At 67.7% G+C, this 20,663-nt stretch carries 23 protein-coding genes; 6 read left to right on the forward strand and 17 right to left on the reverse strand.

Annotated features, from left to right (window positions below; translation table 11 throughout):
* Positions 1-11: 11 nt before the first annotated feature.
* Positions 12-1,412: a purine-cytosine permease family protein gene (locus H7J86_RS22015; RefSeq protein WP_267293472.1), complete on the reverse strand. Its 1,401-nt coding sequence runs from the start codon at positions 1,410-1,412 to the stop codon at positions 12-14.
* A 257-nt stretch (positions 1,413-1,669) separates the two neighbouring features.
* Between H7J86_RS22015 and H7J86_RS22020 the strand changes: the two genes are divergently transcribed.
* On the forward strand, positions 1,670-2,524 hold the full coding sequence (locus H7J86_RS22020) for a ribonuclease Z (protein WP_267293474.1): 855 nt from the start codon (positions 1,670-1,672) through the stop codon (positions 2,522-2,524).
* Positions 2,525-2,543: 19 nt separating this feature from the next.
* On the opposite strand, the gene H7J86_RS22025 is transcribed toward H7J86_RS22020, so the two are convergent.
* The 3 genes from H7J86_RS22025 to H7J86_RS22035 are packed head-to-tail and all read right to left on the reverse strand — an operon-like array spanning position 2,544 to position 5,907.
* Entirely contained in the window at positions 2,544-3,383 is an 840-nt protein-coding gene (locus H7J86_RS22025; protein ID WP_090353435.1) for a transglutaminase family protein, read from the reverse strand.
* A complete protein-coding gene (locus tag H7J86_RS22030; RefSeq protein WP_090353434.1) occupies positions 3,383-4,360 on the reverse strand; it encodes an alpha-E domain-containing protein in 978 nt (325 codons plus the stop codon). The genes H7J86_RS22025 and H7J86_RS22030 overlap by 1 nt, the downstream gene beginning before the upstream one ends.
* Positions 4,360-5,907 (reverse strand): circularly permuted type 2 ATP-grasp protein, encoded by a 1,548-nt coding sequence (locus tag H7J86_RS22035; RefSeq protein WP_170847088.1) that lies wholly within the window; start codon positions 5,905-5,907, stop codon positions 4,360-4,362. The genes H7J86_RS22030 and H7J86_RS22035 overlap by 1 nt, the downstream gene beginning before the upstream one ends.
* 296 nt (positions 5,908-6,203) lie before the next feature.
* Here H7J86_RS22035 and rpsT point away from each other — a divergent pair, with 296 nt between their 5' ends.
* Entirely contained in the window at positions 6,204-6,464 is a 261-nt protein-coding gene (rpsT, locus tag H7J86_RS22040) for a 30S ribosomal protein S20 (RefSeq protein ID WP_090353432.1), read from the forward strand.
* A 71-nt stretch (positions 6,465-6,535) separates the two neighbouring features.
* On the opposite strand, the gene holA is transcribed toward rpsT, so the two are convergent.
* The 10 genes from holA to H7J86_RS22090 form a co-directional block, all read right to left on the reverse strand.
* Positions 6,536-7,501, reverse strand: a complete 966-nt coding sequence (gene holA, locus H7J86_RS22045; protein WP_090353430.1) for a DNA polymerase III subunit delta — start codon at positions 7,499-7,501, stop codon at positions 6,536-6,538.
* Positions 7,502-7,513: 12 nt separating this feature from the next.
* Positions 7,514-9,046, reverse strand: a complete 1,533-nt coding sequence (locus H7J86_RS22050) for a ComEC/Rec2 family competence protein (protein WP_267293477.1) — start codon at positions 9,044-9,046, stop codon at positions 7,514-7,516.
* Positions 9,043-9,834: a ComEA family DNA-binding protein gene (locus H7J86_RS22055; RefSeq protein ID WP_267293479.1), complete on the reverse strand. Its 792-nt coding sequence runs from the start codon at positions 9,832-9,834 to the stop codon at positions 9,043-9,045. The genes H7J86_RS22050 and H7J86_RS22055 overlap by 4 nt, the downstream gene beginning before the upstream one ends.
* Before the next feature lie 94 nt (positions 9,835-9,928).
* Positions 9,929-10,330, reverse strand: coding sequence for a DUF6841 family protein (locus tag H7J86_RS22060; RefSeq protein ID WP_139169825.1), 402 nt, complete (start codon positions 10,328-10,330; stop codon positions 9,929-9,931).
* Between the two features lie 9 nt (positions 10,331-10,339).
* Positions 10,340-10,783 (reverse strand): RidA family protein, encoded by a 444-nt coding sequence (locus tag H7J86_RS22065; protein WP_187096249.1) that lies wholly within the window; start codon positions 10,781-10,783, stop codon positions 10,340-10,342.
* Positions 10,780-11,811, reverse strand: a complete 1,032-nt coding sequence (locus H7J86_RS22070; RefSeq protein WP_187096250.1) for an acetamidase/formamidase family protein — start codon at positions 11,809-11,811, stop codon at positions 10,780-10,782. The genes H7J86_RS22065 and H7J86_RS22070 overlap by 4 nt, the downstream gene beginning before the upstream one ends.
* Before the next feature lie 81 nt (positions 11,812-11,892).
* Complete coding sequence (locus tag H7J86_RS22075) at positions 11,893-12,720, reverse strand: SDR family NAD(P)-dependent oxidoreductase (RefSeq protein ID WP_090353423.1); 828 nt, start codon at positions 12,718-12,720, stop codon at positions 11,893-11,895.
* A gap of 5 nt (positions 12,721-12,725) precedes the next feature.
* Entirely contained in the window at positions 12,726-13,289 is a 564-nt protein-coding gene (locus H7J86_RS22080; protein WP_090353421.1) for a 2,4'-dihydroxyacetophenone dioxygenase family protein, read from the reverse strand.
* Complete coding sequence (locus tag H7J86_RS22085) at positions 13,286-14,146, reverse strand: alpha/beta fold hydrolase (protein ID WP_267293481.1); 861 nt, start codon at positions 14,144-14,146, stop codon at positions 13,286-13,288. The genes H7J86_RS22080 and H7J86_RS22085 overlap by 4 nt, the downstream gene beginning before the upstream one ends.
* Positions 14,147-14,159: 13 nt before the next feature.
* Positions 14,160-14,558 carry a DUF1330 domain-containing protein gene (locus H7J86_RS22090; RefSeq protein WP_267293483.1) on the reverse strand — a complete coding sequence of 133 codons (399 nt, stop codon included), beginning with the start codon at positions 14,556-14,558 and terminating at the stop codon, positions 14,160-14,162.
* Positions 14,559-14,738: 180 nt separating this feature from the next.
* Here H7J86_RS22090 and H7J86_RS22095 point away from each other — a divergent pair, with 180 nt between their 5' ends.
* Together H7J86_RS22095 and H7J86_RS22100 are read left to right on the forward strand one after the other, a co-directional pair.
* A complete protein-coding gene (locus H7J86_RS22095) occupies positions 14,739-16,004 on the forward strand; it encodes a PucR family transcriptional regulator (protein WP_267293485.1) in 1,266 nt (421 codons plus the stop codon).
* A gap of 151 nt (positions 16,005-16,155) precedes the next feature.
* Entirely contained in the window at positions 16,156-17,523 is a 1,368-nt protein-coding gene (locus H7J86_RS22100; RefSeq protein WP_267293912.1) for a serine hydrolase domain-containing protein, read from the forward strand.
* On the opposite strand, the gene H7J86_RS22105 is transcribed toward H7J86_RS22100, so the two are convergent.
* Positions 17,520-18,167, reverse strand: a complete 648-nt coding sequence (locus H7J86_RS22105; RefSeq protein WP_235632645.1) for an NlpC/P60 family protein — start codon at positions 18,165-18,167, stop codon at positions 17,520-17,522. The two genes, H7J86_RS22100 and H7J86_RS22105, sit on opposite strands and share 4 nt — an antisense overlap.
* Before the next feature lie 308 nt (positions 18,168-18,475).
* Between H7J86_RS22105 and H7J86_RS22110 the strand changes: the two genes are divergently transcribed.
* The gene (locus H7J86_RS22110) at positions 18,476-19,378 is read left to right on the forward strand and encodes a tyrosine-protein phosphatase (protein ID WP_267293487.1); all 903 of its coding nucleotides are present in this window, start codon (positions 18,476-18,478) and stop codon (positions 19,376-19,378) included.
* A 65-nt stretch (positions 19,379-19,443) separates the two neighbouring features.
* On the opposite strand, the gene H7J86_RS22115 is transcribed toward H7J86_RS22110, so the two are convergent.
* Both H7J86_RS22115 and H7J86_RS22120 read right to left on the reverse strand, forming a co-directional pair.
* The gene (locus H7J86_RS22115) at positions 19,444-20,136 is read right to left on the reverse strand and encodes an SDR family NAD(P)-dependent oxidoreductase (protein WP_090353412.1); all 693 of its coding nucleotides are present in this window, start codon (positions 20,134-20,136) and stop codon (positions 19,444-19,446) included.
* Between the two features lie 108 nt (positions 20,137-20,244).
* Positions 20,245-20,463, reverse strand: coding sequence for an aldo/keto reductase (locus H7J86_RS22120; protein ID WP_267293489.1), 219 nt, complete (start codon positions 20,461-20,463; stop codon positions 20,245-20,247).
* Between H7J86_RS22120 and H7J86_RS22125 the strand changes: the two genes are divergently transcribed.
* Positions 20,450-20,647 (forward strand): hypothetical protein, encoded by a 198-nt coding sequence (locus tag H7J86_RS22125; RefSeq protein ID WP_267293491.1) that lies wholly within the window; start codon positions 20,450-20,452, stop codon positions 20,645-20,647. The two genes, H7J86_RS22120 and H7J86_RS22125, sit on opposite strands and share 14 nt — an antisense overlap.
* The last annotated feature ends 16 nt before the right edge of the window (positions 20,648-20,663 follow it).

Here is a 20,663-nt window from a genome sequence, read left to right on the forward strand (position 1 = left end):
CCTTTGCGGGATCAGGCGGTCACCGCGGCGGCCGCGGTGATCGGGGCGACGGGGAGGTCGGCGTCTTGCGCAGCCGCGGACCTGTTCAGGACGTAGTGCAGACCACCGGCGACGACCAGCCCGACGATCCAGGCGATGTCGACGCCGCCGAGTGCGCTGGCGGCGGGCCCGACGAACAGGGCACAACTCATGAAGGGGATCTGGACGATGACGGCCACGGCGTAGGTGGCGATGGCTTTCCAGTTCACCAGGCCGTAGCGACCACGCATGGAGACGATCTCCGCCACGTCGTACCGGCCCCGGTGGATGAGGTAGAAGTCGACCAGGTTGATGGCCGTCCACGGCACCAGCATGTAGAGCAGCAACATGATCAGGTTCTGCAGATTGGTCAGGAAGTCGCCGGACAGGAAGATGCCGATGGCGGTGCCCAGCAAAGCGAATCCACCTGTGACGGCGGCCCGCACCAGTCGGGACACGTGTGGCGGCCCACCGGCTTGGGTGACCGTGGACAGCCCTGCCATATACGGGCCGTACAGGTTGTCGCAGTTCGCCCCGATCATGCCCAATACCAGGATGATCGCGATGACAGGTGCCGCCACCGGCGACAGGCTCGACAGGTAGACGATGGCGTCGCCGCTGAGGCTGTCCAGCGCGTAGACACCGACGATGGCGCCCAGCGCCATGAAGGTGATGGCCCCGGCGCAGCTGCCGATCAGGGTGTACCAGAACGTTTTTGCCCCGCCCTGACTGGTGGGCAGGTACCGCGAATAGTCCGAGACATAGGGCGCGAAGGTGATCTGCCAGCTCGCGGCGATCGACAGGATGAGGAAGAAGTTGGCGAAGTTCGGGTGACTCTCGACCGGCGGCGCCGAGCCGAAGTGCGCGATGGCAGCGACGAAGAGCAACACCAGAACGATGACCGACACGGCGGCCATGGCGCGGTCGAAGGCGTGGATGACGCGGTACCCCGCAAAGGCGATGAACCAGGTGATCGCGTTGCAGATGATGATGCCGGTGGCGGTCGGAATGCCGAAGATGCTGGCGATCGCCTGGCCGCCGATCACGCCGGCTCCGGAGAAGTAGCCGACATACATGATGATGGCCAGGAGATTGGGAAGTATCGCTCCGAAGAATCCGAATTGCGCTCGGCTCTGGATCATTTGGGGCAGGCCGAGCTGCGGTCCTTGCGCCGAGTGGTAGGCCATGAAGACCGAACCGATGAGATTGCCGACGACGATCGCGATCAGGGTCGGCACCAGACCGGCGCCGACGGAGATGCCGATGGCGCCGGTGGTCGCCGCCATGACCGTCGCGTTCAGGGAGAACCACAGCGGGAGTAGATGCCAGGCACGCCCGTGCCGCTCGTCCTCCGGTATTGCGCCGATCGTCCGCTGTTCGATGAAAGTTGCCATGTGAATTCCTGTGACTCGGAAGGCAGTTGGGCCGCCACAGACGTCGTGACCACTTCAAGGTAGGCAGGCTCTGTTGCCGCACTGTTTCCGAGTAGTAAATGACTCATGGAAATATTCCCCGCCTACCCAGTCATGAACAGCCACTTCAGCACCATCTGTGTCGTGGATTATTCGATACTGTATTGAAACTGTGGGGTCGGCGTCCTATCTCACGATTCCGGTTCCCCTGCCGGCCGATATGGGGTTAGGTGTTCTCCATGATCGAGGTCACCCTGCTCGGAACCGGCAGCCCGATTCCCGACGCCGACCGTGCCGGACCGTCGACCCTGGTACGGGCGGGCTCCCAGACGTTCCTGGTGGACTGCGGGCGCGGCGTCCTGCAGCGCTTGGCCGCCGCGGGGTCGGGTGCCGGCGCACTCAGTGCCCTGCTGCTCACCCACCTACACAGCGATCACATCGCCGATCTGGGCGACGTCATCATCACCCGGTGGATCAGCACCTTCACTCCGGATCCCGCGCCGCTGCAGATCATCGGACCACCCGGTACCGCCGCGGTGGTGCAGGCCACGCTGGCCGCGTTCGGGGATGACATCGGGTACCGGATCGCCCACCATGCCGATATCACCGGCCCACCCGGCGTGCAGGTGCACCAGCACACCGAGGGCGTGGTCTGGGAGCAGGACGGGGTGCGAATCCTGGTGGGGCCGACCGACCACCGACCGGTGACCCCGACCATCGGGTTCAGGATCGAGCACGACGGCGCCTCGGTGGTATTGGCCGGCGACACCGTGCCGTGCGCCGGGCTGGATGCGCTGGCGCACGGGGCCGGGGCGCTGGTGCACACCGTGATCCGCAGGGACCTGGTGGAGCAGATGCCGATGCAGCGCATCCGCGATATCTGCGACTACCACTCCTCGGTCGAGCAGGCCGCCGACACCGCGGCCCGCGCGGGGGTCGGCATCCTGATCCTCACCCACTACGTGCCTGCCCTCGTCCGCGGGCAGGAAGACGACTGGAGGGCAAGGGCCGCAGCCCACTTCAGCCGCCAGATCGAGCTGGGCGACGACTTGCACCGGGTCGAGGTACATCCGGGCGTGTGCGCAGAGAGCTAGCCCCGCGCCGGCAACTCGGCTACGCCAGCCGGGTGATCTCCACGACGACGTCGAGGTCGGTCGAGCCTTCGCCGGAATAGATGCCCTTCAGTGGCGTCACGTCCGCGTAGTCCCGGCCCACACCGACCGTGACGTACTGCTCGTTGATCTCGTTGTCATTGGTCGGGTCGTAGTTCCACCAGCCGCCGGTCCACGCCTGGATCCACGCATGGCTCTGCCCGTCGATGGTGTCCCCGATGGCGGCCTTACGCTTGGGATGCAGGTAGCCCGAGACGTAGCGTGAGGGAATTCCCATGCTGCGCAACAGGATCAAGGTCAAGTGGGCGAAGTCCTGGCACACCCCTTTGCCTTCGCGCAGGGCATCCAGCCCGGAGGAGTGCACCCCGGTGGTACCCGGAACGTATTCCAGTTCGCTGTGCGCCCAGTTCGCCGCAGCGATCACCGCGTCCTGCGGTTCGTACTCCTTGGCAATGCGCTGCCCCACTCGTTGGACCCGCTTGCTGGCCGGCGTGTACCTGGTGGGGCTGAGCACCTCGTCGAACCGGTCGATCACCGCCTCGGAACGCAGTTCCTCCCAGGTGACCTTCTCCTCGGGCAGCTGGTCGGGCTCGGTCTCGACCACCGAGGAGGAGACGACCTCGAGCTCGGTGTGCGGGGCGTGCAGGTCGAATGACGTGACCGCGGTACCCCAGTAGTCGACATACCGGTAGGACCGGGTGGCCGGGGTGGTCTCAACCCGGTTGAGGATGACGTTCTGACGGGAATCCGATCGTGGCGTCAACCGGGCCTCGTTGAACGAGGCGGTGACCGGCGACTTGTAGGCGTAGCCCGTCGCATGGACCACCCGCATACGCCACATCAGATTTCTCCCTCTTCGATCGCCATCGCACCGTTACGCCCCGCATCGGTCCACGCCACCCATGGTGCCGAGTGGAAGAACTGCAAGGCCAACGCCTCCCCCACCTCGACGCAGGTCTTCTGCAGGCCGGCGAGGTGTTCCTCCAGCGATTCCAGGACCACCCCGGGTCGCAGGAATTCCAGTTCGCTGCGGGCCCGGCCGAGCAGGCGTTGCGCCTCGATGGTGGAACCCACCCGATTGTGCGGACGGTTGAGCAGCTCGTCGAGGCTGTGCTCGGCCAGCCGCAGCGAATAGAACACCGACCGCGGGAAAAGCCGGTCCAGCAACATGAATTCGACCACCCGCCCGGCGTCGAGGACGCCGCGGTAGGTGCGCAGATACGTGTCGTGGGCACCCGCCGAACGCAGCACCGTGACCCAGGCCGGTGACGACGCACTGTCGCCGACTCGGGACAGCAGCAGCCGCACCGTCATATCGACGCGTTCGATGGCCCGGCCCAGCAGCAGGAACCGGTAGCCGTCATCGCGGGACAGGGTGGAGTCGGCCAACCCGGCGAACATGGCGGCGCGCGCCTCGACGTAGGCGAGAAACTCGTGCGGGCCAAGGCGTTTGGCGGCGCGTTCGCGTTCGGCCAGTGCGTTGTAGGTGGTGTTCAGACACTCCCACATCTCGGTCGAGGTGACCTCGCGGGCGCCGCGGGCGTTCTCCCGGGCCCCCGAGATGGAGTCGACGATCGAGCAGCCGCCCTGGGTGTCGCGACTGAACGCCACCAGGTCGGTCAACGACCAGACATCCAGGGCGTGCTTGGGGGACTCGATTCCCAACACCCGCAACAGGGTTCGCGATTCCTGGTCGGGGTCCACACTGGAATCCTCCAGCAGCTGGTGCACCGTGACGTCGAGAATCCGTGCGGTGTCGTCGGCACGCTCGACGTAGCGGCCGATCCAGTAGAGGGACTCGGCGTTGCGGGCCAACATTATTCGCTCACCCCCTGTTGCTGTTGCTGAGCCTGTTGCTGCTGCTGGGTGGTCGGCGACTCCTCGGTCCGTTCGGGTTTAGCGGTTTTGCCGGCCCGCGCCGTCTTCGCCGGCGGCGCCTTCACCAGCACCTCGGCGGCCAGCTCGCGGTCGGCGGCCGAAGTGCGCGAGGCCAGCACCCAGGTGTCCTTGGAACCACCGCCCTGGCTGGAGTTCACCACCAGTGAACCCTCCGGCAGCGCCACCCGCGTCAGTCCGCCGGGCAGGACCCACACATCGTCACCGTCGTTGACCGCGAACGGTCTCAGGTCGACGTGCCGGGGCACCAGTTTGTCGCCGATGCGAGTCGGGACGGTCGACAGCTGTACGACCGGCTGAGCGATCCAGCCACGCGGGTCGGCGCGGATCTTCTTGGAGATCGTGGCGAGTTCCTTGGCCGAGGCGTCCGGGCCGAACACGATGCCGTACCCACCGGAACCCTCGACGGGTTTGATCACCAACTCGTCCACCCGGTCGAGCACCTCTTCGCGCTCGTCGTCGAGCCAGCACCGGAAGGTGTCCACGTTGGCGACCAACGGCTTCTCGCCGAGGTAGTACTCGATGATGGTCGGCACATAGGTGTAGACGAGTTTGTCGTCACCGACGCCGTTGCCGACCGCGCTGGAGATGACGACGTTCCCGGCCCGCGCGGCATTCAGGACGCCCGCGACACCGAGCATGGAGTCCGGCTTGAACACCATGGGGTCCAGAAAGTCGTCATCGATGCGGCGGTAGATGACATCGACCTGCCGCTCGCCCTCGGTGGTGCGCATGTAGACGGTGTTGTCCCGGCAGAACAGGTCGCGGCCCTCGACCAGCTCGACACCCATCTGGCGGGCCAGCAGCGAGTGCTCGAAGTACGCGGAGTTGTACACACCGGGGGTGAGCACCACGACGGTCGGGTCGGCCTCGTTGGAGGCCGCCGCCTTGCGCAGCGCCCGCAGCAGGTGCGAGGCGTAGTCGCCGACCGCACGCACCCGGTGGGTGGCGAACAGGTTCGGGAACACCCGTGCCATGGTGCGGCGGTTCTCCATGACGTAGGACACCCCGGACGGGGACCGGAGGTTGTCCTCCAGCACCCGGAAGGTGCCCTGGGCGTCGCGGACCAGGTCGATGCCGGCGACGTGGATGCGCACGCCGTTGGGCGGGTTGATACCCACCGCCTCCCGGTGGAAGTGCTCGCAGGAGGTGATGAGCCGGCGCGGGATCACCCCGTCGCGCAGGATCTCCTGGTCGCCGTAGATGTCGTCGAGGTACATCTCCAGGGCCTTCACCCGCTGGGTGATGCCCTTCTCCAACCGCGACCACTCGGCAGCCGAGATCACCCGCGGCACCAGATCCAGCGGGAACGGCCGCTCCTGCCCCGACAGCGAGAAGGTGATGCCCTGATCGACGAACGCCCGGCCGAGGGCCTCGGTGCGTGCCTCCAACTCGGAGGCGTCCGAAGGTGACAACTCGGCAAAGATGCCCTTGTACGGCCCGCGCACGTTGCCCTGCGCGTCGAACATCTCGTCGAACGCCTCGGAGTAACTACCCCGGCCGTTATAGCCACCGAAGATCCCCACCTGGCGTTTCGCGCCGCCGGAGGAGGTGCGCGACGTCCGCGCCGATTCGTTGGGCAGTGTTCGTAGGGTCACGGTTGTCAATGCTGCACCAGATGTGCAGTTTCGGCAGGCCAGTCGGTCTCGCTTTGGGAGATCGGGGCATGCGCTGGTAACCTGAACAACCGCTGCCCAGCTTGGTTCGCTCGGCTCGGGCAATCAGACTTCGTATTCCAACCGACGTTCAAGAAGGAACTACACGCGTGGCCAACATCAAGTCGCAGGAAAAGCGCATCAAGACCAACGAGCGCCGCCGTCTGCGCAACCAGTCCGTCAAGTCGTCGCTGCGCACGGCTGTCCGCGGACTGCGTGAGGCCATCGACACCGGTGACAAGGACAAGGCCGGTGCCCTCCTCGTCGAGACCAGCCGCAAGCTCGACCAGGCCGCCAGCAAGGGCGTGATCCACAAGAACCAGGCCGCGAACAAGAAGTCCGCCCTGGCGCTCGCCGTCAACAAGATCTGACGGCTCTTCTCCAACTCGACTGACGCGCGCGTGCGGCCCACCGGCCGGCGCGCGTTTCGTCGTCTCCGGAGTCAGCGGTCGGTGGCGAGTTCGGCGACCTTGCGCACCGCTCGCTCCAGCGCGTAGTCCGCGTCCGCGGCGACGCCCTTCACATCGGCGTTGAGCGCCGCCACCACCTGCATGGCCTGCGCGACCCGATCCCTCGACCAGCGCCGCGACTGCTTCTGCGCCTTCTGCACCCGCCACGGCGGCATCCCCAACTCGCCCGCGAGCCGGTACGGATCACCCGACAACGGGCCGACCCGGGCGATGGTGTGCACCGCCTCGGCGAGCGCGTCGGCCAGGACCACATGTGGTTCCCCGCTGAGCATGGCCCAGCGCAGCGCCTCGGCAGCACCTGCCACATCGCCGACCACCGCCTTGTCGGCGATGTCGAAGCCTTTCACCTCGGCCTTGCCGCTGTGGTAGCGGCGCACCGCCGCAACGTTGATCTGGCCGTCGGTGTCGGCGACCAGCTGCGAGCAGGCGGCAGCCAGCTCGCGCAGATCGGATCCGACGGCGTCGATCATCGCGGTGACCGTGTCGTCGTCGACCTTCACCTTCAGCGTGCGGAACTCGTGCCGCACGAAATCGGCACGCTCGCCCGCCTTGGTGATCTTGGCGCACAGATGTACTTCGGCGCCGATCTTCTTCAGCTGATCGGCCATCGCCTTGGCCCGCCCGCCGCCCGAATGCACGACGACGAGCATGGTGCCCGGCGGCAGATCCCCGGCCGCCGACACGATCAGCGCGACCGCGTCCTTACCGGCCTCGGCGGCCGCCTCCAGCACCACCACCCGTTCGTCGGCGAACAGCGACGGGCTGAGCAGCTCGGCCAGCTCACTGGTGCTGACCTCGCCGGCGCGCAACCGGTCCACCGGGACGTCGGCGGTGCCCGCGCGGGCCCGGGCACCGCGTAACACGTCCGCGATGGCGCGCTCCACGAGCAGCTCCTCCTCGCCAAGCACCAGGTGCAGTCCCGCGGTCTCATTGCTCACGCGACGATGGTGTCACGACGACCCGACAACGCCCGACACGGTCCACGCCAACAGAGCCACACCGCACGCCGCCACCGCCAGCCGGACCCACCGCCAGCGCCAACCGAGCACCAGGGCCAGGCTCGCCACCGCGACCACCGCCACACCGGCAACCCCGGAAGGCACCGGGACCGAGGCGCCCGGCACCGCCGCGACCCGGTGCGCCACCTGCAGCAGCCACCACAGTTCGGGTCCGGTGAACCGGATGAGCAGCCCGGCACCGGTCGGCCACCAGGACGCCAGCACGGCCGCCGCGGTACCAATCACCGTGATCGGCGGGATCACCGCAGCCACCATCAGGTTCGCCGCGACCGACAGCACGCTGAAGCGCCCGGAGATCCCGGCGACCAGTGGTGCGGTCACCAACTGGGCGGCCACCGCCACACTGACGGCGGCCGCCAGCGGCCGGGGCCAGCCCCGCTCGGTCAGCCTGGCTGACCACACCGGGGCGACGAGCACCAGCGCGGCAGTCGCCACCACCGACAACGCAAATCCGACGTCGACCGCAAGTTGTGGCGCACCGACCATCAGCGCGATGACGGTGCAGGACAGCACCGGGATGGCCTGCCTGCGCCGGTGGGACAGCATCGCGAGAAGTCCGATCCCGCCCATCACCGCGGCGCGCAGCACACTGGCCGACGGTTCGACCACGAGGACGAAGGCGATCAGCACGAGGAAGGCGAACACCGCGGCGATCCTGGGGCCGACGAGCATCGCCGACAACAGCGCCACTCCGCACACGATCGTCACATTGGCGCCGGACACCGCGGTGAGATGGGTCAGGCCGGCCGTCCGGAAATCCGAGGCGGCCGGGGCCGTCACCGCCGAGGTGTCACCCAGTACCAACGCCGGCAGCATCGCGGCTTGATCCGGGGGCAGGGTCAGACGGGCCGCGTCGGCGAAAGCCGACCGGATGTGGCCGGCCAACCGCTGCGCGGCCGGCGCCCTGCCGACCGTCGGGTCGCCGACCGCGGTCAGCACCGCGACGGTCAGATCTGACCGGGTGGGCCGCCCGACCCGGGCCCGGAACGTCGTGGGGCGGCCCGCGGTCACCTCGCCGGAGCGCCAGCCGGGCGCGAACACCGTCACCGCACCATCGGCCGGGGCCCCGGCCACCTGCCGGAGCGCGGCACGGAACAGCAACCGGCCGCCGCCCAGCACACGCGGGCTCTCCGTGGGTGTCACGGTGGCCGTGACGGTCGTGCCCACCCGTGCGGTGATCGGGTGGTGGCGCACATCGTGTGCCCGCAGTCCGATCGCCAGGGCGAAGCACCCACCGACCAACGCCACCGCGAGCACAGCGGCCGCACCGAACACCGGGCCGCCCCCGTCTCCGGCCGGTGCCCGCACGCTGTACCACCTCAGCAGTGCCGACGCCGCGATCGCCGCCACGACCACGGCGACGAGCGCACCCGCGGGCCACAGGATCCCTGCCGCGGTGACCGCCCAACTGGTCACGGCGGCAGGCACCAATCGGACGTCGAGCACAGGGCGGTCGGTGTTCACACATGGACCAGGTCGCGCAGCTTCTCCAGGCGGGCCGGCCCGATCCCGTCGACCTCGCCCAACTGGTCGACACTGCTGAAGCGGCCGTGCGCCGCACGCCACGCGAGGATGGCGGCGGCCGTCACCGGCCCCACACCGGGCAGTGCGTCGAGGTCCTCGGCGGTGGCGGTGTTGAGATCCACGGCGGCACCGGCCGGTCCGGCACCCGACGGGCCCGGGGCGGCAGTGGAACTGGAGCTGGAGCTGGAACTCACCGAGCTACCCATCGGCGACGGCGCGCCCGGCGGTGCGGTGATACCGACGATGATCTGCTCACCGTCGGTGATACGCCGCGCCATGTTCAGCCCGACCAGATCGGCTCCGTCCAGCGGGCCGCCGGCGGCCGCCAAGGCATCGGCGGTTCTGGCGCCCATGGTCAGCGTGACCAGTCCGGGCTTGTGCACCAGACCCACGACGCTGACCACCACCGGGCCTTCGACCGGGCCCGGTGGCGGTGCCGCCGACGAAATCATCTGCACCTCGGGCAGATTCGCCGAGGCCACCGGTGGCGTGCGATCACGCACCAGAGTGAAGACCGTGACCAGCACCGCCAGCAGGCCCACCACGATCAGTGCGATCACGCCGGCCCGACCCGGGTCCGCCCGTAGCGCGCCGATCCAGTCACCCGAGCGTCGCGTGGAATCGGGTAACCACCGTGACAGCGAGGTATCGCTCTCCTCGTCGGGATCGGCGTCCGGGGTGGTACCGATACGGCGGGTCAGCCGTTGCGCCGGTGATTCGGTGTCCATGATCCGACGGTAGGCAACCGCACCAACAGCATTGGGCCGCCAGGAACCGCAGGAGGGTGAGCTGTGGATGAATCCGGCACTGTGGATAACCGGTTCAGCCGCCGTGGGATGCGAGCACCGCGATCTGCAATCCGTCGGTGCCGTCTGCTATCAGGTAGGTGACCGCCAGGCGGCTGATCTCGCCGCCGTGGCGGTCGTGCCGGACGAACGCGCCCCGGTACAGCGCCGAACTGGCGTTGAGCACCGTCACGTCGGCACTGAGCAGCGAGGTGTGGCCATAGGCCTGGGCGCGCAATCCGTCGACCTGCCCTTGGATCACCGACGCCACCTGATCCGTAGTGGTGAGCGGCACCACCCCGTCGTCGGTGGTGACGAGCAGCGGCACCGCGTACCGGCTCAGCAGCGCCGAGAGCTCATGTTCACCGCGGACCGTCGAGGCGAAAACCTCAAGGTACTCCTCGAACCAGCGGCGCACCGCAGCGGAATCGATTGCCATACCGCGATATTAGGGCGAGCCCCATCCCCCGCTGCGCCATGCCACCCAGTCGATCTCGACGCGTGCGCCCACCGCCAGTCCGGTCACGCCCACGCAGGTACGCGACGGCAGACGGTCGGGAAACCATGCGGCGTATGCGGCGTTGAATGCCGGGTACTCGGACCAGTCCGTCAGGTACGCCCGCACGGACACCACGTCAGCCAGTCCCCCGCCGCACAATTCGGTGACCTTCAACAGATTGGCCAACACCTGGTCGGTCTGGGCTGCGATGTCCTGGCTCACCACCGCGCCGCTGGTATCGGTGGGCATCTGACCGGTGACATGCAAGGTCTGGCCGGCCGCGGTCGCGTGCGCGAACGGGGCCACCGACGGCGGAACCCCGTCGGCCGGGGTGAAGGTGAATGCGCGGATCGCGCCCCCTCCATCCCCCGTCGCTTCGCTCGCCCCGGTCATGCCAGGGCTCCCCACTCGCCCGCGAAGCATCTCTTGTCGATCCTGGCGTGCACGCCCTGGCGCTGATCGACGACCTGGGTCACGGTGAAGTCGACCGCCACCGACATGAACGAATAAGCGTCCGCAGCGGACAGCCCGAACAAGCGCTGCAACAGGTCCAGGGCCCGCACCGCTGCGGCGCGCATCGCGGCATCCAGATCGTCGCCGAATCCGTGGACGAGCAGTTCGGTCGCCGTCTCCAGCACGGGAACGGTGAACGGCAGATCCCGGCGCACCGTCAGGCGCAACAGGCCGTTCAACGAGGCCTCCAGTGCGGTACCACTGATCTCACCATCGCCTTGCGACACGTGCGGGTCACCGATCGACAGTAGAGCACCCGCGGTGTGCACCGGGTAGTACATCCGTCCGCCCGCACCGATCCGCCAGTTGTCGATATTGCCGCCGTGATCCCCAGGTGGCACCGACGACAGCCGCCCGTCGGCGGCGGGCGCCACGCCCATGGTGCCGAAGTGCGGCCGCAGCGGGACGGTGACGCCGGGTAACGCGGGCTCTCGCCGGGCGCTTCCGGGTTCGACGACGGTGCCGGGCTGATCGGCCAGTGGCGTGGTGTTCCAGTCGTAGCCGAACACGGCACGACCGCGCAGTGCGGAGGAGTCCAGTTCGTAGATCGTGACACGTTCGACGGCGGTGAGGTCGTACAGGTATCCCCAATGCGCGGCCAGGTTCGATCCATAAGGCAATCGCGGTGTCGCCTCCAGGATGTCGACCTGCAGCACGTCTCCGGGCTGGGCACCCTGCACCGCGATCGGCCCGGTCAACAGGTGCGGGCCCGGGCCGCGATCGGTTACCTGCTCGAACACGGCGCGGATCCCGCTGTCCATCAACAGATCCGGCGCATCGCCGGCGTGGTGCGTGAGGGCCTCGATTGCCACCAGATCGCCCGACGCCACGGTGAGTACCGGGGCCAGCGCACGATCGAAATAGCCCCAGTGAACGGTCGACGGGGTGGCCGGCAGGGCGTGGTACATCCGGCGATCATGCCAGCGCGGCCGGGAATCGGCGCGCCGAGCTTTCCTGCCGGACGTCACCAGGTGGTGCCGATCACGCTGTCATTCGGCGACTTTCGCCATGAGCGCGGACAACCGTCGGGCCAGCGGCGGGGCGATGCGCGAGAGCACGTACATGACGTGGGCCTCGGGTGCGATCGGTGCCACCGCCCGGTTGCGGTCGACCGCCTTCAGGATGTTGGCGGCCGCGCGTGCGGGGGTGTAGCCGCGCCTGGCGTAGGTCTTGGCCGTCTTCGCCTTGCGTGCGGCCGCATCTCCCCCGCGATAGGCGCTGTTGCGGGTGATCGCGGTGTCGATGATGCCGGGACAGACTGCCGTGACCCCGACACCGTGTGGTGCAAGCTCGATGCGCAGCGCTTCGGACAGCCCGACGACGGCGTGCTTGGTGGCGCTGTAGCCGCCCAACTGTGGGTTGGCCAGCAGTCCCGCCGCCGAGGCGACGTTGACCACGTGTCCGCCACCGCGTTCGGCCATGGCCGGCACGAACGCGTTGATCCCGTGCACCACGCCCATCACGTTGACCCCCAGTAGGCGTCCCCAGTCGGCGAGGGTGGTGTCCAGGATTCCGCCGATCACGGCGATCCCGGCGTTGTTGATCAGCAGGTCCGGTGCCCCGAACTGCTCGATGGTGGTCTTGCCGAACACCGCCATCTGTTCGGCGTCGGAGACGTCGACGACCTGGCCCTCGGCGTTGGCGCCGGAGCTGCGAACGAGGTCGAGGGTCTGCTCCAGTCCGGCTTCGTCGCGGTCGCACAACGACAATGTCGCGCCGCGACGGGCGGCATGGACGGCCAGTTCGCGACCGATTCCACTACCGGCGCCGGTGACGACGACGACCCGGCCGGTCAGATCCTTGGTCTTGAGGGTCATATCGCTCAGGTCCCGCTGCGAGACGTCACGCCGGCGGCGCCGCCGCCGATGTAGGTGATCGGGCCCAGTTGTTGGGCCTCGCCCAGCACCTCGACGAGGTGCGTACCGCTGACCGCGTCGAGGATCGAGTGGAAGCTGCCGTCCTCGTTGAAGTTGATATTGGCTCCCTCGACCCACGTGAGCAGAACCGTGTCCTCGGTGTTGGATTCCGGGCAGACGAAGGTGTGCACGGAGCCGCCCGGCTCGAACAGGTACGAGCCCGCCGTCTGGAGTTGGTCCGGGTACTCGAGGTAGTGCCAGGAGCCGGACAGCGTGTATCCCTCGGCGATACCGGTGTGATAGTGCAGGGGCACCCGGGAACCCGGCTCGAAGATCGCCAGGACGACCCAGCGGCCGGCCTCGAGGTCGAAGCGCAGCGGTTTGAAGTGGATGCCGGGACCCAGCGCGTTCTTGATCAGCGGGATGTCGTTGCTGTTGACCGTGAGCAGTTCGGCCTGCGGCAGCGCGACCAGCGGGAGTGGCGCGCCGGTGCTGGTCGTGGCCGGGCCGGGCGCAATGGTGAGGGTCATGATGGTGTCCTTTCCAGACGGTGTGGTGTGTCGAGGTGTTGTCGTAGGAACGGGAGGAGGATTTCGGTGACCCGCTCGGGCCGCTCGAGCCAGACCCAATGGCCGGCACCGTCGACGAGGTGGACATCGGCCGAGGGAAACGGTTCGAGTTGGCGGTGGGCCTGCGCGGTCGGGATGTAGACGTCGCCGGTACCCCAAATGACCTGACTGGGAATGTCTTTCGCGGCCAGGGGTGCGACCAGGCGGTCCATCATCTGCTGCGTGGTCGAGCGGTACAGGTCAAGGATCGCGCGCTTGGTTGCCCACGGGCGGGTCAGGCGGGCCAGATGCTCGACCCATCGCCGGTCCAGCCCCGGGTTGTCGTGCGCCAGTAGCTTTCGCACCGCCGCGGGTGCCGCGGCGGCCTGGAACACCTCGCCGATCACCGGCGTACGCCAGACGCGCGCCAGTCGGTGCCAGTCATAGTCGAGGAGAACTCCGGTGTTGAGCAGGCTGACGCTGGCGACGCGCTCGACGTTGGCGGCGGCCCATGTCAGCGACCAGGGTCCGCCGAAGTCATGGGCGACCAGGTGAACTCGCCGCACCCCCAGCGCGTCGACGATTCCGCCCAGGTGGCGGGCGTAACCCGCGACGGTGTAGTCCATATCGCGGCGCTTCTCCGCACCGCCGAAACCGGGCATGTCCGGGGCGATGACGGCCACATACGGGCGAACGGCCTCCAGCAGTGGCAGCCAGTCCGCTCCGGAGCCCGGGTTGCCGTGGACGAACACCACCGCTTCCCCGGTACCCGCGTCGGCGAGGCCGCCGACCAGAACCGGTGCGCGGACGTCACCGACTACGATCTGGTGTTGAATCATCTTGGCTACCATGTCAGTTCGTGTTCATCCACTGCTCGGTCGCGATCAAACCCGAGGTGTGCAGAGCCGCGGAGCGGTAGGTGGCGATCTTCTGGTATCCCGGATCGAGCACCATGTCCAGGAACTTCGCCCGGGACGGATACTGCACCAGCAGGATGGTGTCCCACCAGGGTGCGTCCTCGCCGCCGATGACGGTGTGGGTGGCATCGCCGACGTAGACGATGGACGCGCCAACCCGATCCAAATGCGGTTGCACCGCCTCGGCGTAGCGCAGATATGAGTCACGCCCACCCTCGTCGTTGAACGCCAGCAGGTTCACCATGACAATCGGAGCGTCATTGTGCTGAGCCGCCGTGACGAGGGTGCGCACCTGGGACTCGGTGGGGTCGATGTGGCGGTCTGCGCTTGACATTCAAATCTCCTTCGGACGAGGTGTCATACCTGTTGGGGGCATACTTGAACACTAGGTACCGGCCATCGATCCGCTCTTGGACAGCCACGACAGCATCTGCACCGGCTTTGTACTGTCAGTACAGAGCTGGTCGCCGAAACGGCCCCTCGACCCGCGAGGTTGGCGCTAGTGTCCGGATTCATGGGACAGGAGTGGGACCAGCTGGGCGACACCGGCAATCGGCGGTCCTGGCAGCAGGTCGTATGTCCGGTGGCTCGTGAGTTGCGGGCCGAAGCGCCGCAGTTGACCCGATCGATGGTCACGCGGATGCAAGCCGCCCTGCCTGCGGTGATGCCCGACGCTGCGACCGTGGCCGAGAACGCCGTCAGCACCGAGCAGACGATCGAGGCGCTGGCCGACGGGCTGAGCGAAGGCGCGGATCCCCGTCGGCTCGAACTTCCCGCAGCCACAGTGGCTTTCGCACAGGCCGGCGTCCATCGACAAGTGCCGCCGTCCCAATTGATCCGGGCCTACCGAATAGGCCATGAGTACATCTGGCAGTGGTGTTTCGAGCGGATCGCGTTGCGGTGCGACGACACCGCCGCCCTGCGCACCGCCACCGAACTGTTCACCAGCTGGACCTTCGCCTACGCCGATGCGGCGATCACGAGAGTCGAGGAGGCGGTCGAGGCCGAACGCGAACGGTGGTTACGCAGTGCGTTGGCCGCCCGAGGCGCGGCGATCACGGCCATCATCTCCGGCGAGGAACGAAACCAGGACCGGGCGAGCAGCCGGCTGCGCTACGCGCTGGGGCACAGCCACCTCGGCCTGGCCGCGGCCGTACTGAATCCTGTCGGCGATGACGACCCCCAGGAAGCGTTGTCGCAGGCCGTCTCCCGGCTTGCCGTCATCGTCGACGCCGCGACGCACCTGGCCCATCCGACCGGTGTGACGACATGCGCCGCGTGGATCAGCCGAGCACGAGCGTTCACCGAAGAGGACACCGTCGCGCTCGCCGACTGCCGGCTGCCCGGGCTGCGGATCGGGGTGGGCGAGCCCGGCCGGGGGCTCGAGGGCTTCCGTCGCTCCGCTGTGGAGGCCGGCCATGCCCGCCGCGTCGCGGCCGACGCGAAGCTCACCGGAGTGATGCTCTACCGGAACCTCGCGGTCCCCGCTCTGGCCAGCGTCGACTCCGAACTTGCCGCCACCTTCGTGCACCGCGCCCTCGGCGCACTCGCGGGTACCGACGACGTGGCCCGGCGCGCGGCCGAGGCGTTGACGCTCTATCTCGACGAAAACCGAAGCCGCACCAAGGCGGCGGCGCGCCTGCACGTTCATCCGAACACCATCACCTACCGCGTCCAGCAAGCCGAACAGATCCTCGGCCGACGGATCGACGCCGCCTCACTGGACCTGCGGGTCGCCCTCGCGCTCCTGCCGTCATTCCGCCCGTCGTGCGCCGAGTGACACACCCAAGGCGCCGGCCTGTGGGTCGCCGATATCCGCTAGCGTCGAACCGGTGAGAAGGTGCGTCGGCCGGATCTGCGCCACCCTGTTGCTCGTCGTCGCCGCGGCGCCTGCGTGCGCCCGGGTGACACCACCACCGCAGAGCATCGATATGGCGCCCAGCGTGGTTCCCGACGGTCCATTCGCACCCGTCATCCGCGTGGTGAACGACGCCATCGCGGCGCACCGAATGCCGGGCGCGGTGGTCCAGATCGGGCACGCGGGCACCGTCGTCTTCCAGCAGGCCTTCGGCTGGCGCAAGCTCCCCGGCGAGCCGGGACTGGATGGATCGCCCTCACCCGGCGAGCCGATGACCACGGACACGATCTTCGACCTGGCATCACTGACCAAGCCGCTGTCGACGACCGTGGCGTTTCTCCAGCTCTACGACCGGGGTCTGGTGAAGGTCGACGAACCGGTCGAGGAATACCTACCGGAGTTCAACCCGACCCACGATCCGCGACGCGCCCAGGTGACACTGCGCATGCTGCTCACCCACACCTCGGGTACGGGTGGCGACCTGAGCCGGCAGGGCCCCTGGGGCCTGACCGCCGCGGACAAAGCCGACGGCCTTCATCGCGCGTTGACCTCGCCGTTGGAGTTCGGCCCCGGTGAAGGTTTTCACTACTCCGATATCAATTTCCTGATCCTCGGCGCGCTCATCGAGAAGATCACCCGCGCACCGTTGGACACCTATGTGCAAGACCATGTCTTTGCCCCCCTTGAGTTGGCGGACACCCGTTACCTGCCCGCCACCAAGGCCTGCGGTCCGCACGAAATCCGCGGTACCGCAGTCGCTTTCGACCCGAAGGCGGCCAAACCCAGCGCCTGCCCGCCGGGCACGTGGAGCACCGATGTTCTGGCGCGAGTCGCGCCGACCGCCCACGACGACGACACGCCGGGGGTCAATCCCGACTTCGGCCACCTGCTCCGCGGCACGGTGCATGACCCGACGGCGCGGCGGATGGGCGGGGTGGCCGGCAGCGCAGGTGTGTTCACGACAGCGCACGACGTCGGCCGGTACGCCCAAGCCCTGATCGATCGCCTCGCCGGACGACCCAGCGATTTCCCGCTGAGCCGGCCGGCGGCGGAACTGATGACCACTCCTCAGCAGCCCGGCCACACCGACACCCAACTCGACGCGGCGCGCGAGGCCAGCCGGAAGGCCATCGAGGAGTCGCCCAACACCACCGATCCCCTACTCGCACCGCGCTACCCGGCGATCGCCGGACAGGATCTGCGCGGGTTCGGCTGGGATATCGACACGGAACTGTCCAAGCCGCGCGGCATGGTGTTCCCCATCGGTAGCTTCGGCCACGGTGGCTTCACCGGCGTGACATTGTGGATCGATCCGGGCTCGGACACCTACGTGGCGATCCTGGCGAATGTGATCCATCAGCCGGGCGGGCCGCCGATCGTGCGGCTCAGCGGTGACGTGGCCACACTGGCAGCGCGGGTTCTGCGCCTCTATGGCAGTTAAGTCTCGACCACGCGCGTGACGTACGGCGTCATCCCCGGCAGGCGCACGGCCGACACCTTCACCGGGACTCCGGTCTGCTGCGCCTCGATCATCTGCCCGTTGCCCAGATAGAGCGCGGTGTGCTGACTGCCGCCCGGTCCCCAGAACAGCAGGTCGCCGCGCCGCGCCTCGGACTTGGCCACATGCCGCCCGGCGTTGTACTGATCACCCGACCATCTCGGCAGCAGCACACCGACACCCGCGTAGGCAAACCGGGTCAGGCCTGAACAGTCGAAACCCACAGTGCCGGAACCGGAGTCGATTCCCTTGCTCGGACCCGTGAGGCTTCCCCCACCCCACGAGTACGGCACACCGATCTGCGAACCCGCGCGCCTGATCGTGTACTCGATCGCCTGCGGCCCCCGCACGCGGCCACCGACCGGCCCGTCGCTGGCCAGGCCGAGTGCGGCGAGGAACTTGTGCCCCAGATCGGCCGTGGTCTGCGCAGCGATGCGGGTGGCCCCCAGCGAGGCATTGGCCAACGCCAGCGGATCGCCCGGGGCACCGGCACTGACCCGTTGCGGCAGTGACGGATCGAAGAGACCGTCATCGGCGCGGGCGACCGGCGGCGTCACCGCAGCCAGAAACGCGGAAGCCAGAAGCAAACCGGTGACCTCAATTGCTTCTCGGCGGCGCACAAACCACCTCCACCACTCACATATTCACGTAGTACCCACGTATGTACTGACAAAGACCAACGTAAGGGCACGACCTTGGGGATGCCAGTGTCTGGGGGTCTCGCTTCGATAACCGATGGCTATCGATATCGACACTTCGCGTGATTCACCGAAAAAGACTCGCACTTGCGACTTCTCGTGAACATCGAGCTCTGTCGCGGTGATAGCGTGCAGGCAGATCCGGCTCCCGCGGAATCCGCGCAGACCCACGCCTATCGGGTAGAGGGCCCAGATTCATGCCGACCTCCGTCCGGGTTCGATACATCTTGGTCGCAGCGATCGCCACCGCGGGACCCCTTTGGGGATCGATCGCGCAACCCACCGCCACTCTCGGCGCGGTGGCTGTGGCGGTGGCAGAACCCTCCCGGCCTTCGGACATGCCGGCACCCACCCCGAGGCTCGCAAGCGTCGACAACTTCCGGGACGTCGCAGGTCCCGATGCCGGGTACCCGACGGCTTCGGGAACACACATGCGCAGAGGTGTGATCTACCGGTCCAGTGCGCTGCGGCCGGACGTCACCGACGCGCAGGTGCTGGACGGCTTGCATCTGACCCATGATTACGACCTTCGCACCACGGCCGAGATCGCCGACAGTCCGGACATCGTGCCGCCGGGTACGACATACGTCCACCTCAACATCATCGGCGACCAGAATCCGATCCCGACGATGGCCGACCTGTCCCCGGACAGCGCCCGCCAGTTGCTCATCGACCAGAACAAGGTCTTCGTCGACGACGCCGGCGAGCGTGAGCGGTTCGGTGAGCTGTTGCGATCCCTCGCCACCAACCCCGACCCGCAGGTGTTCCACTGCACCTCCGGAAAAGACCGCACCGGCTGGACCGCCGCCGTGCTCCAGACCCTGGCCGGCGTGTCCCCCGATGACGTGATGAACGACTACCTGCTGACCAATGAGTACTCACGGCAATCCATCGATGCCGGCGCCGAGGCCGCAACCCAGGCGTACGGAGCCGAAGCCGGCGCCGGAACCCGGGTGATACTCGGCGTCTTCCCGGAAGCGTTGCAGGCCGGGCTGGACCAGGTGCGCGCGCGGTACGGCACGATGGAACGCTATGTGGCAGAAGGCCTGGGCTTGGATCCCGCCACCATCGCAGCACTCAAGAATAAGCTGACCGTCTGACGAGACTGCGTGTCGTGGCGCGGCACGACACGCAGCCGAGCGCGTTGGCACACCTGGTCATGTGGTCACGGGGCGGTGAAGATGAACTCGGCCTCTTGGCGTTTGACGTGGAGATCCCAGTAGGCGGCGGCGATGTCTTGAGCCGGTGCGACTGGGAAGCCGGGTATGACCGACTCATTGTTTTCCGAGCCACCGATGACCACGTCGATGCCGACGTGGGCTGCGTAGACGCCGGTACCGGCGAGTTCCTTGTGGAGGTTGATCGCCCAGTTGCGCAGCGCAGCCGCGGCGGCGTTGACATTGCCCACCATGGGAACGGGATCGACCGAGCCCGCGCCGGTGGTGAACAACAGTGTGCCCGTGCCGGCGTCACGAAGTGCGGGTAGCACCGCCGCGGTGGCGGTGATGGCGCCGTAAAGCTGGAACTCGATCTGGGACTGGACGTCGTCGGGGCTCGACTGGGAGGGCATCACGAGTTTCGTGGTGGCCGCAGTGCCGCCCGGTGAGTATTCGAGGACGTCGATCCCGCCGAAGTGAAGGGCGGCATCGGTGAGCGCTTGGGTCAGCCGGGGTCGGTCATGGACGTCGGCGGTGAATGCCGCGGCAGTGATCCCTTCGGAGGCGAGTTGTTCGACCAGTGCGTCGAGTTTCTCCCGGTTGCGGGCGATCAGTGCGACCGTGAATCCACGGGAGCCGAAGGTGCGCGCAAGGGCGAGCCCGAGGCCCGATCCGGCTCCGACGATGGCAATGGTGGGCATGGGGGTGTGACCTTTCATGAGATGAGGGCAGCCGGTTTGCTGCCGCTTCGCGATAAGCGTTGAACTCCAACGCGTTCCGATCTTGGGTGGTGTCCGAATGTCGTCCGGTCAGCGGCCGGCGATCCGGTCAGACAAGGCGGCCAAGCGCTCGGCTTCCTCGGCGGACAAGTGCACGTTGAGGGCACCGGCGGAGTCTTTGGCATGGTGCGGTTTGGATGCTCCGGCGATGGGAATCACTGTGCCACCGTAGAAGTCGACCAACCATGCCAGTGCGATCTGGCCCACGGTGGCCCACGACCGCGCGATCGAACCCGTGCGCAAAGTCATCGCCCGCGGGATCGCCAACGGAGAGTTGCGCGGCGACCTGCCCGATACGGCACTGTTCGAGATGTACGACGCACTGATCGGCCGCGCTCTGGTGCTGGCCGTCACCGCCAAGCTGACGCCCGAACAAGCCGCCGACGCCGTCGTGGAAGTGTTCCTGCGCGGCGCGACGGCTATCGCGCGGTGACAGTCCCGACCACGAC

Origin of the sequence: Mycobacterium hackensackense (assembly GCF_025822555.1) — a bacterium.
GTDB classification, from domain to species: domain Bacteria; phylum Actinomycetota; class Actinomycetes; order Mycobacteriales; family Mycobacteriaceae; genus Mycobacterium; species Mycobacterium fluoranthenivorans.

Coding starts and splice junctions, on each gene's coding strand:
- H7J86_RS22015 (WP_267293472.1), bottom strand. CDS start 1,412: ATGGCAACTTTCATCGAACAGCGGACGATCGGCGCAATACCGGAGGAC.
- H7J86_RS22020 (WP_267293474.1), top strand. CDS start 1,670: ATGATCGAGGTCACCCTGCTCGGAACCGGCAGCCCGATTCCCGACGCC.
- H7J86_RS22025 (WP_090353435.1), bottom strand. CDS start 3,383: ATGTGGCGTATGCGGGTGGTCCATGCGACGGGCTACGCCTACAAGTCG.
- H7J86_RS22030 (WP_090353434.1), bottom strand. CDS start 4,360: ATGTTGGCCCGCAACGCCGAGTCCCTCTACTGGATCGGCCGCTACGTC.
- H7J86_RS22035 (WP_170847088.1), bottom strand. CDS start 5,907: ATGTTCGACGCGCAGGGCAACGTGCGCGGGCCGTACAAGGGCATCTTT.
- H7J86_RS22055 (WP_267293479.1), bottom strand. CDS start 9,834: ATGGACACCGAATCACCGGCGCAACGGCTGACCCGCCGTATCGGTACC.
- H7J86_RS22060 (WP_139169825.1), bottom strand. CDS start 10,330: ATGGCAATCGATTCCGCTGCGGTGCGCCGCTGGTTCGAGGAGTACCTT.
- H7J86_RS22065 (WP_187096249.1), bottom strand. CDS start 10,783: ATGACCGGGGCGAGCGAAGCGACGGGGGATGGAGGGGGCGCGATCCGC.
- H7J86_RS22070 (WP_187096250.1), bottom strand. CDS start 11,811: ATGTACCACGCCCTGCCGGCCACCCCGTCGACCGTTCACTGGGGCTAT.
- H7J86_RS22075 (WP_090353423.1), bottom strand. CDS start 12,720: ATGACCCTCAAGACCAAGGATCTGACCGGCCGGGTCGTCGTCGTCACC.
- H7J86_RS22080 (WP_090353421.1), bottom strand. CDS start 13,289: ATGACCCTCACCATTGCGCCCGGCCCGGCCACGACCAGCACCGGCGCG.
- H7J86_RS22085 (WP_267293481.1), bottom strand. CDS start 14,146: ATGATTCAACACCAGATCGTAGTCGGTGACGTCCGCGCACCGGTTCTG.
- H7J86_RS22090 (WP_267293483.1), bottom strand. CDS start 14,558: ATGTCAAGCGCAGACCGCCACATCGACCCCACCGAGTCCCAGGTGCGC.
- H7J86_RS22095 (WP_267293485.1), top strand. CDS start 14,739: ATGGGACAGGAGTGGGACCAGCTGGGCGACACCGGCAATCGGCGGTCC.
- H7J86_RS22100 (WP_267293912.1), top strand. CDS start 16,156: ATGGCGCCCAGCGTGGTTCCCGACGGTCCATTCGCACCCGTCATCCGC.
- H7J86_RS22110 (WP_267293487.1), top strand. CDS start 18,476: ATGCCGACCTCCGTCCGGGTTCGATACATCTTGGTCGCAGCGATCGCC.
- H7J86_RS22115 (WP_090353412.1), bottom strand. CDS start 20,136: ATGCCCACCATTGCCATCGTCGGAGCCGGATCGGGCCTCGGGCTCGCC.
- H7J86_RS22120 (WP_267293489.1), bottom strand. CDS start 20,463: ATGACTTTGCGCACGGGTTCGATCGCGCGGTCGTGGGCCACCGTGGGC.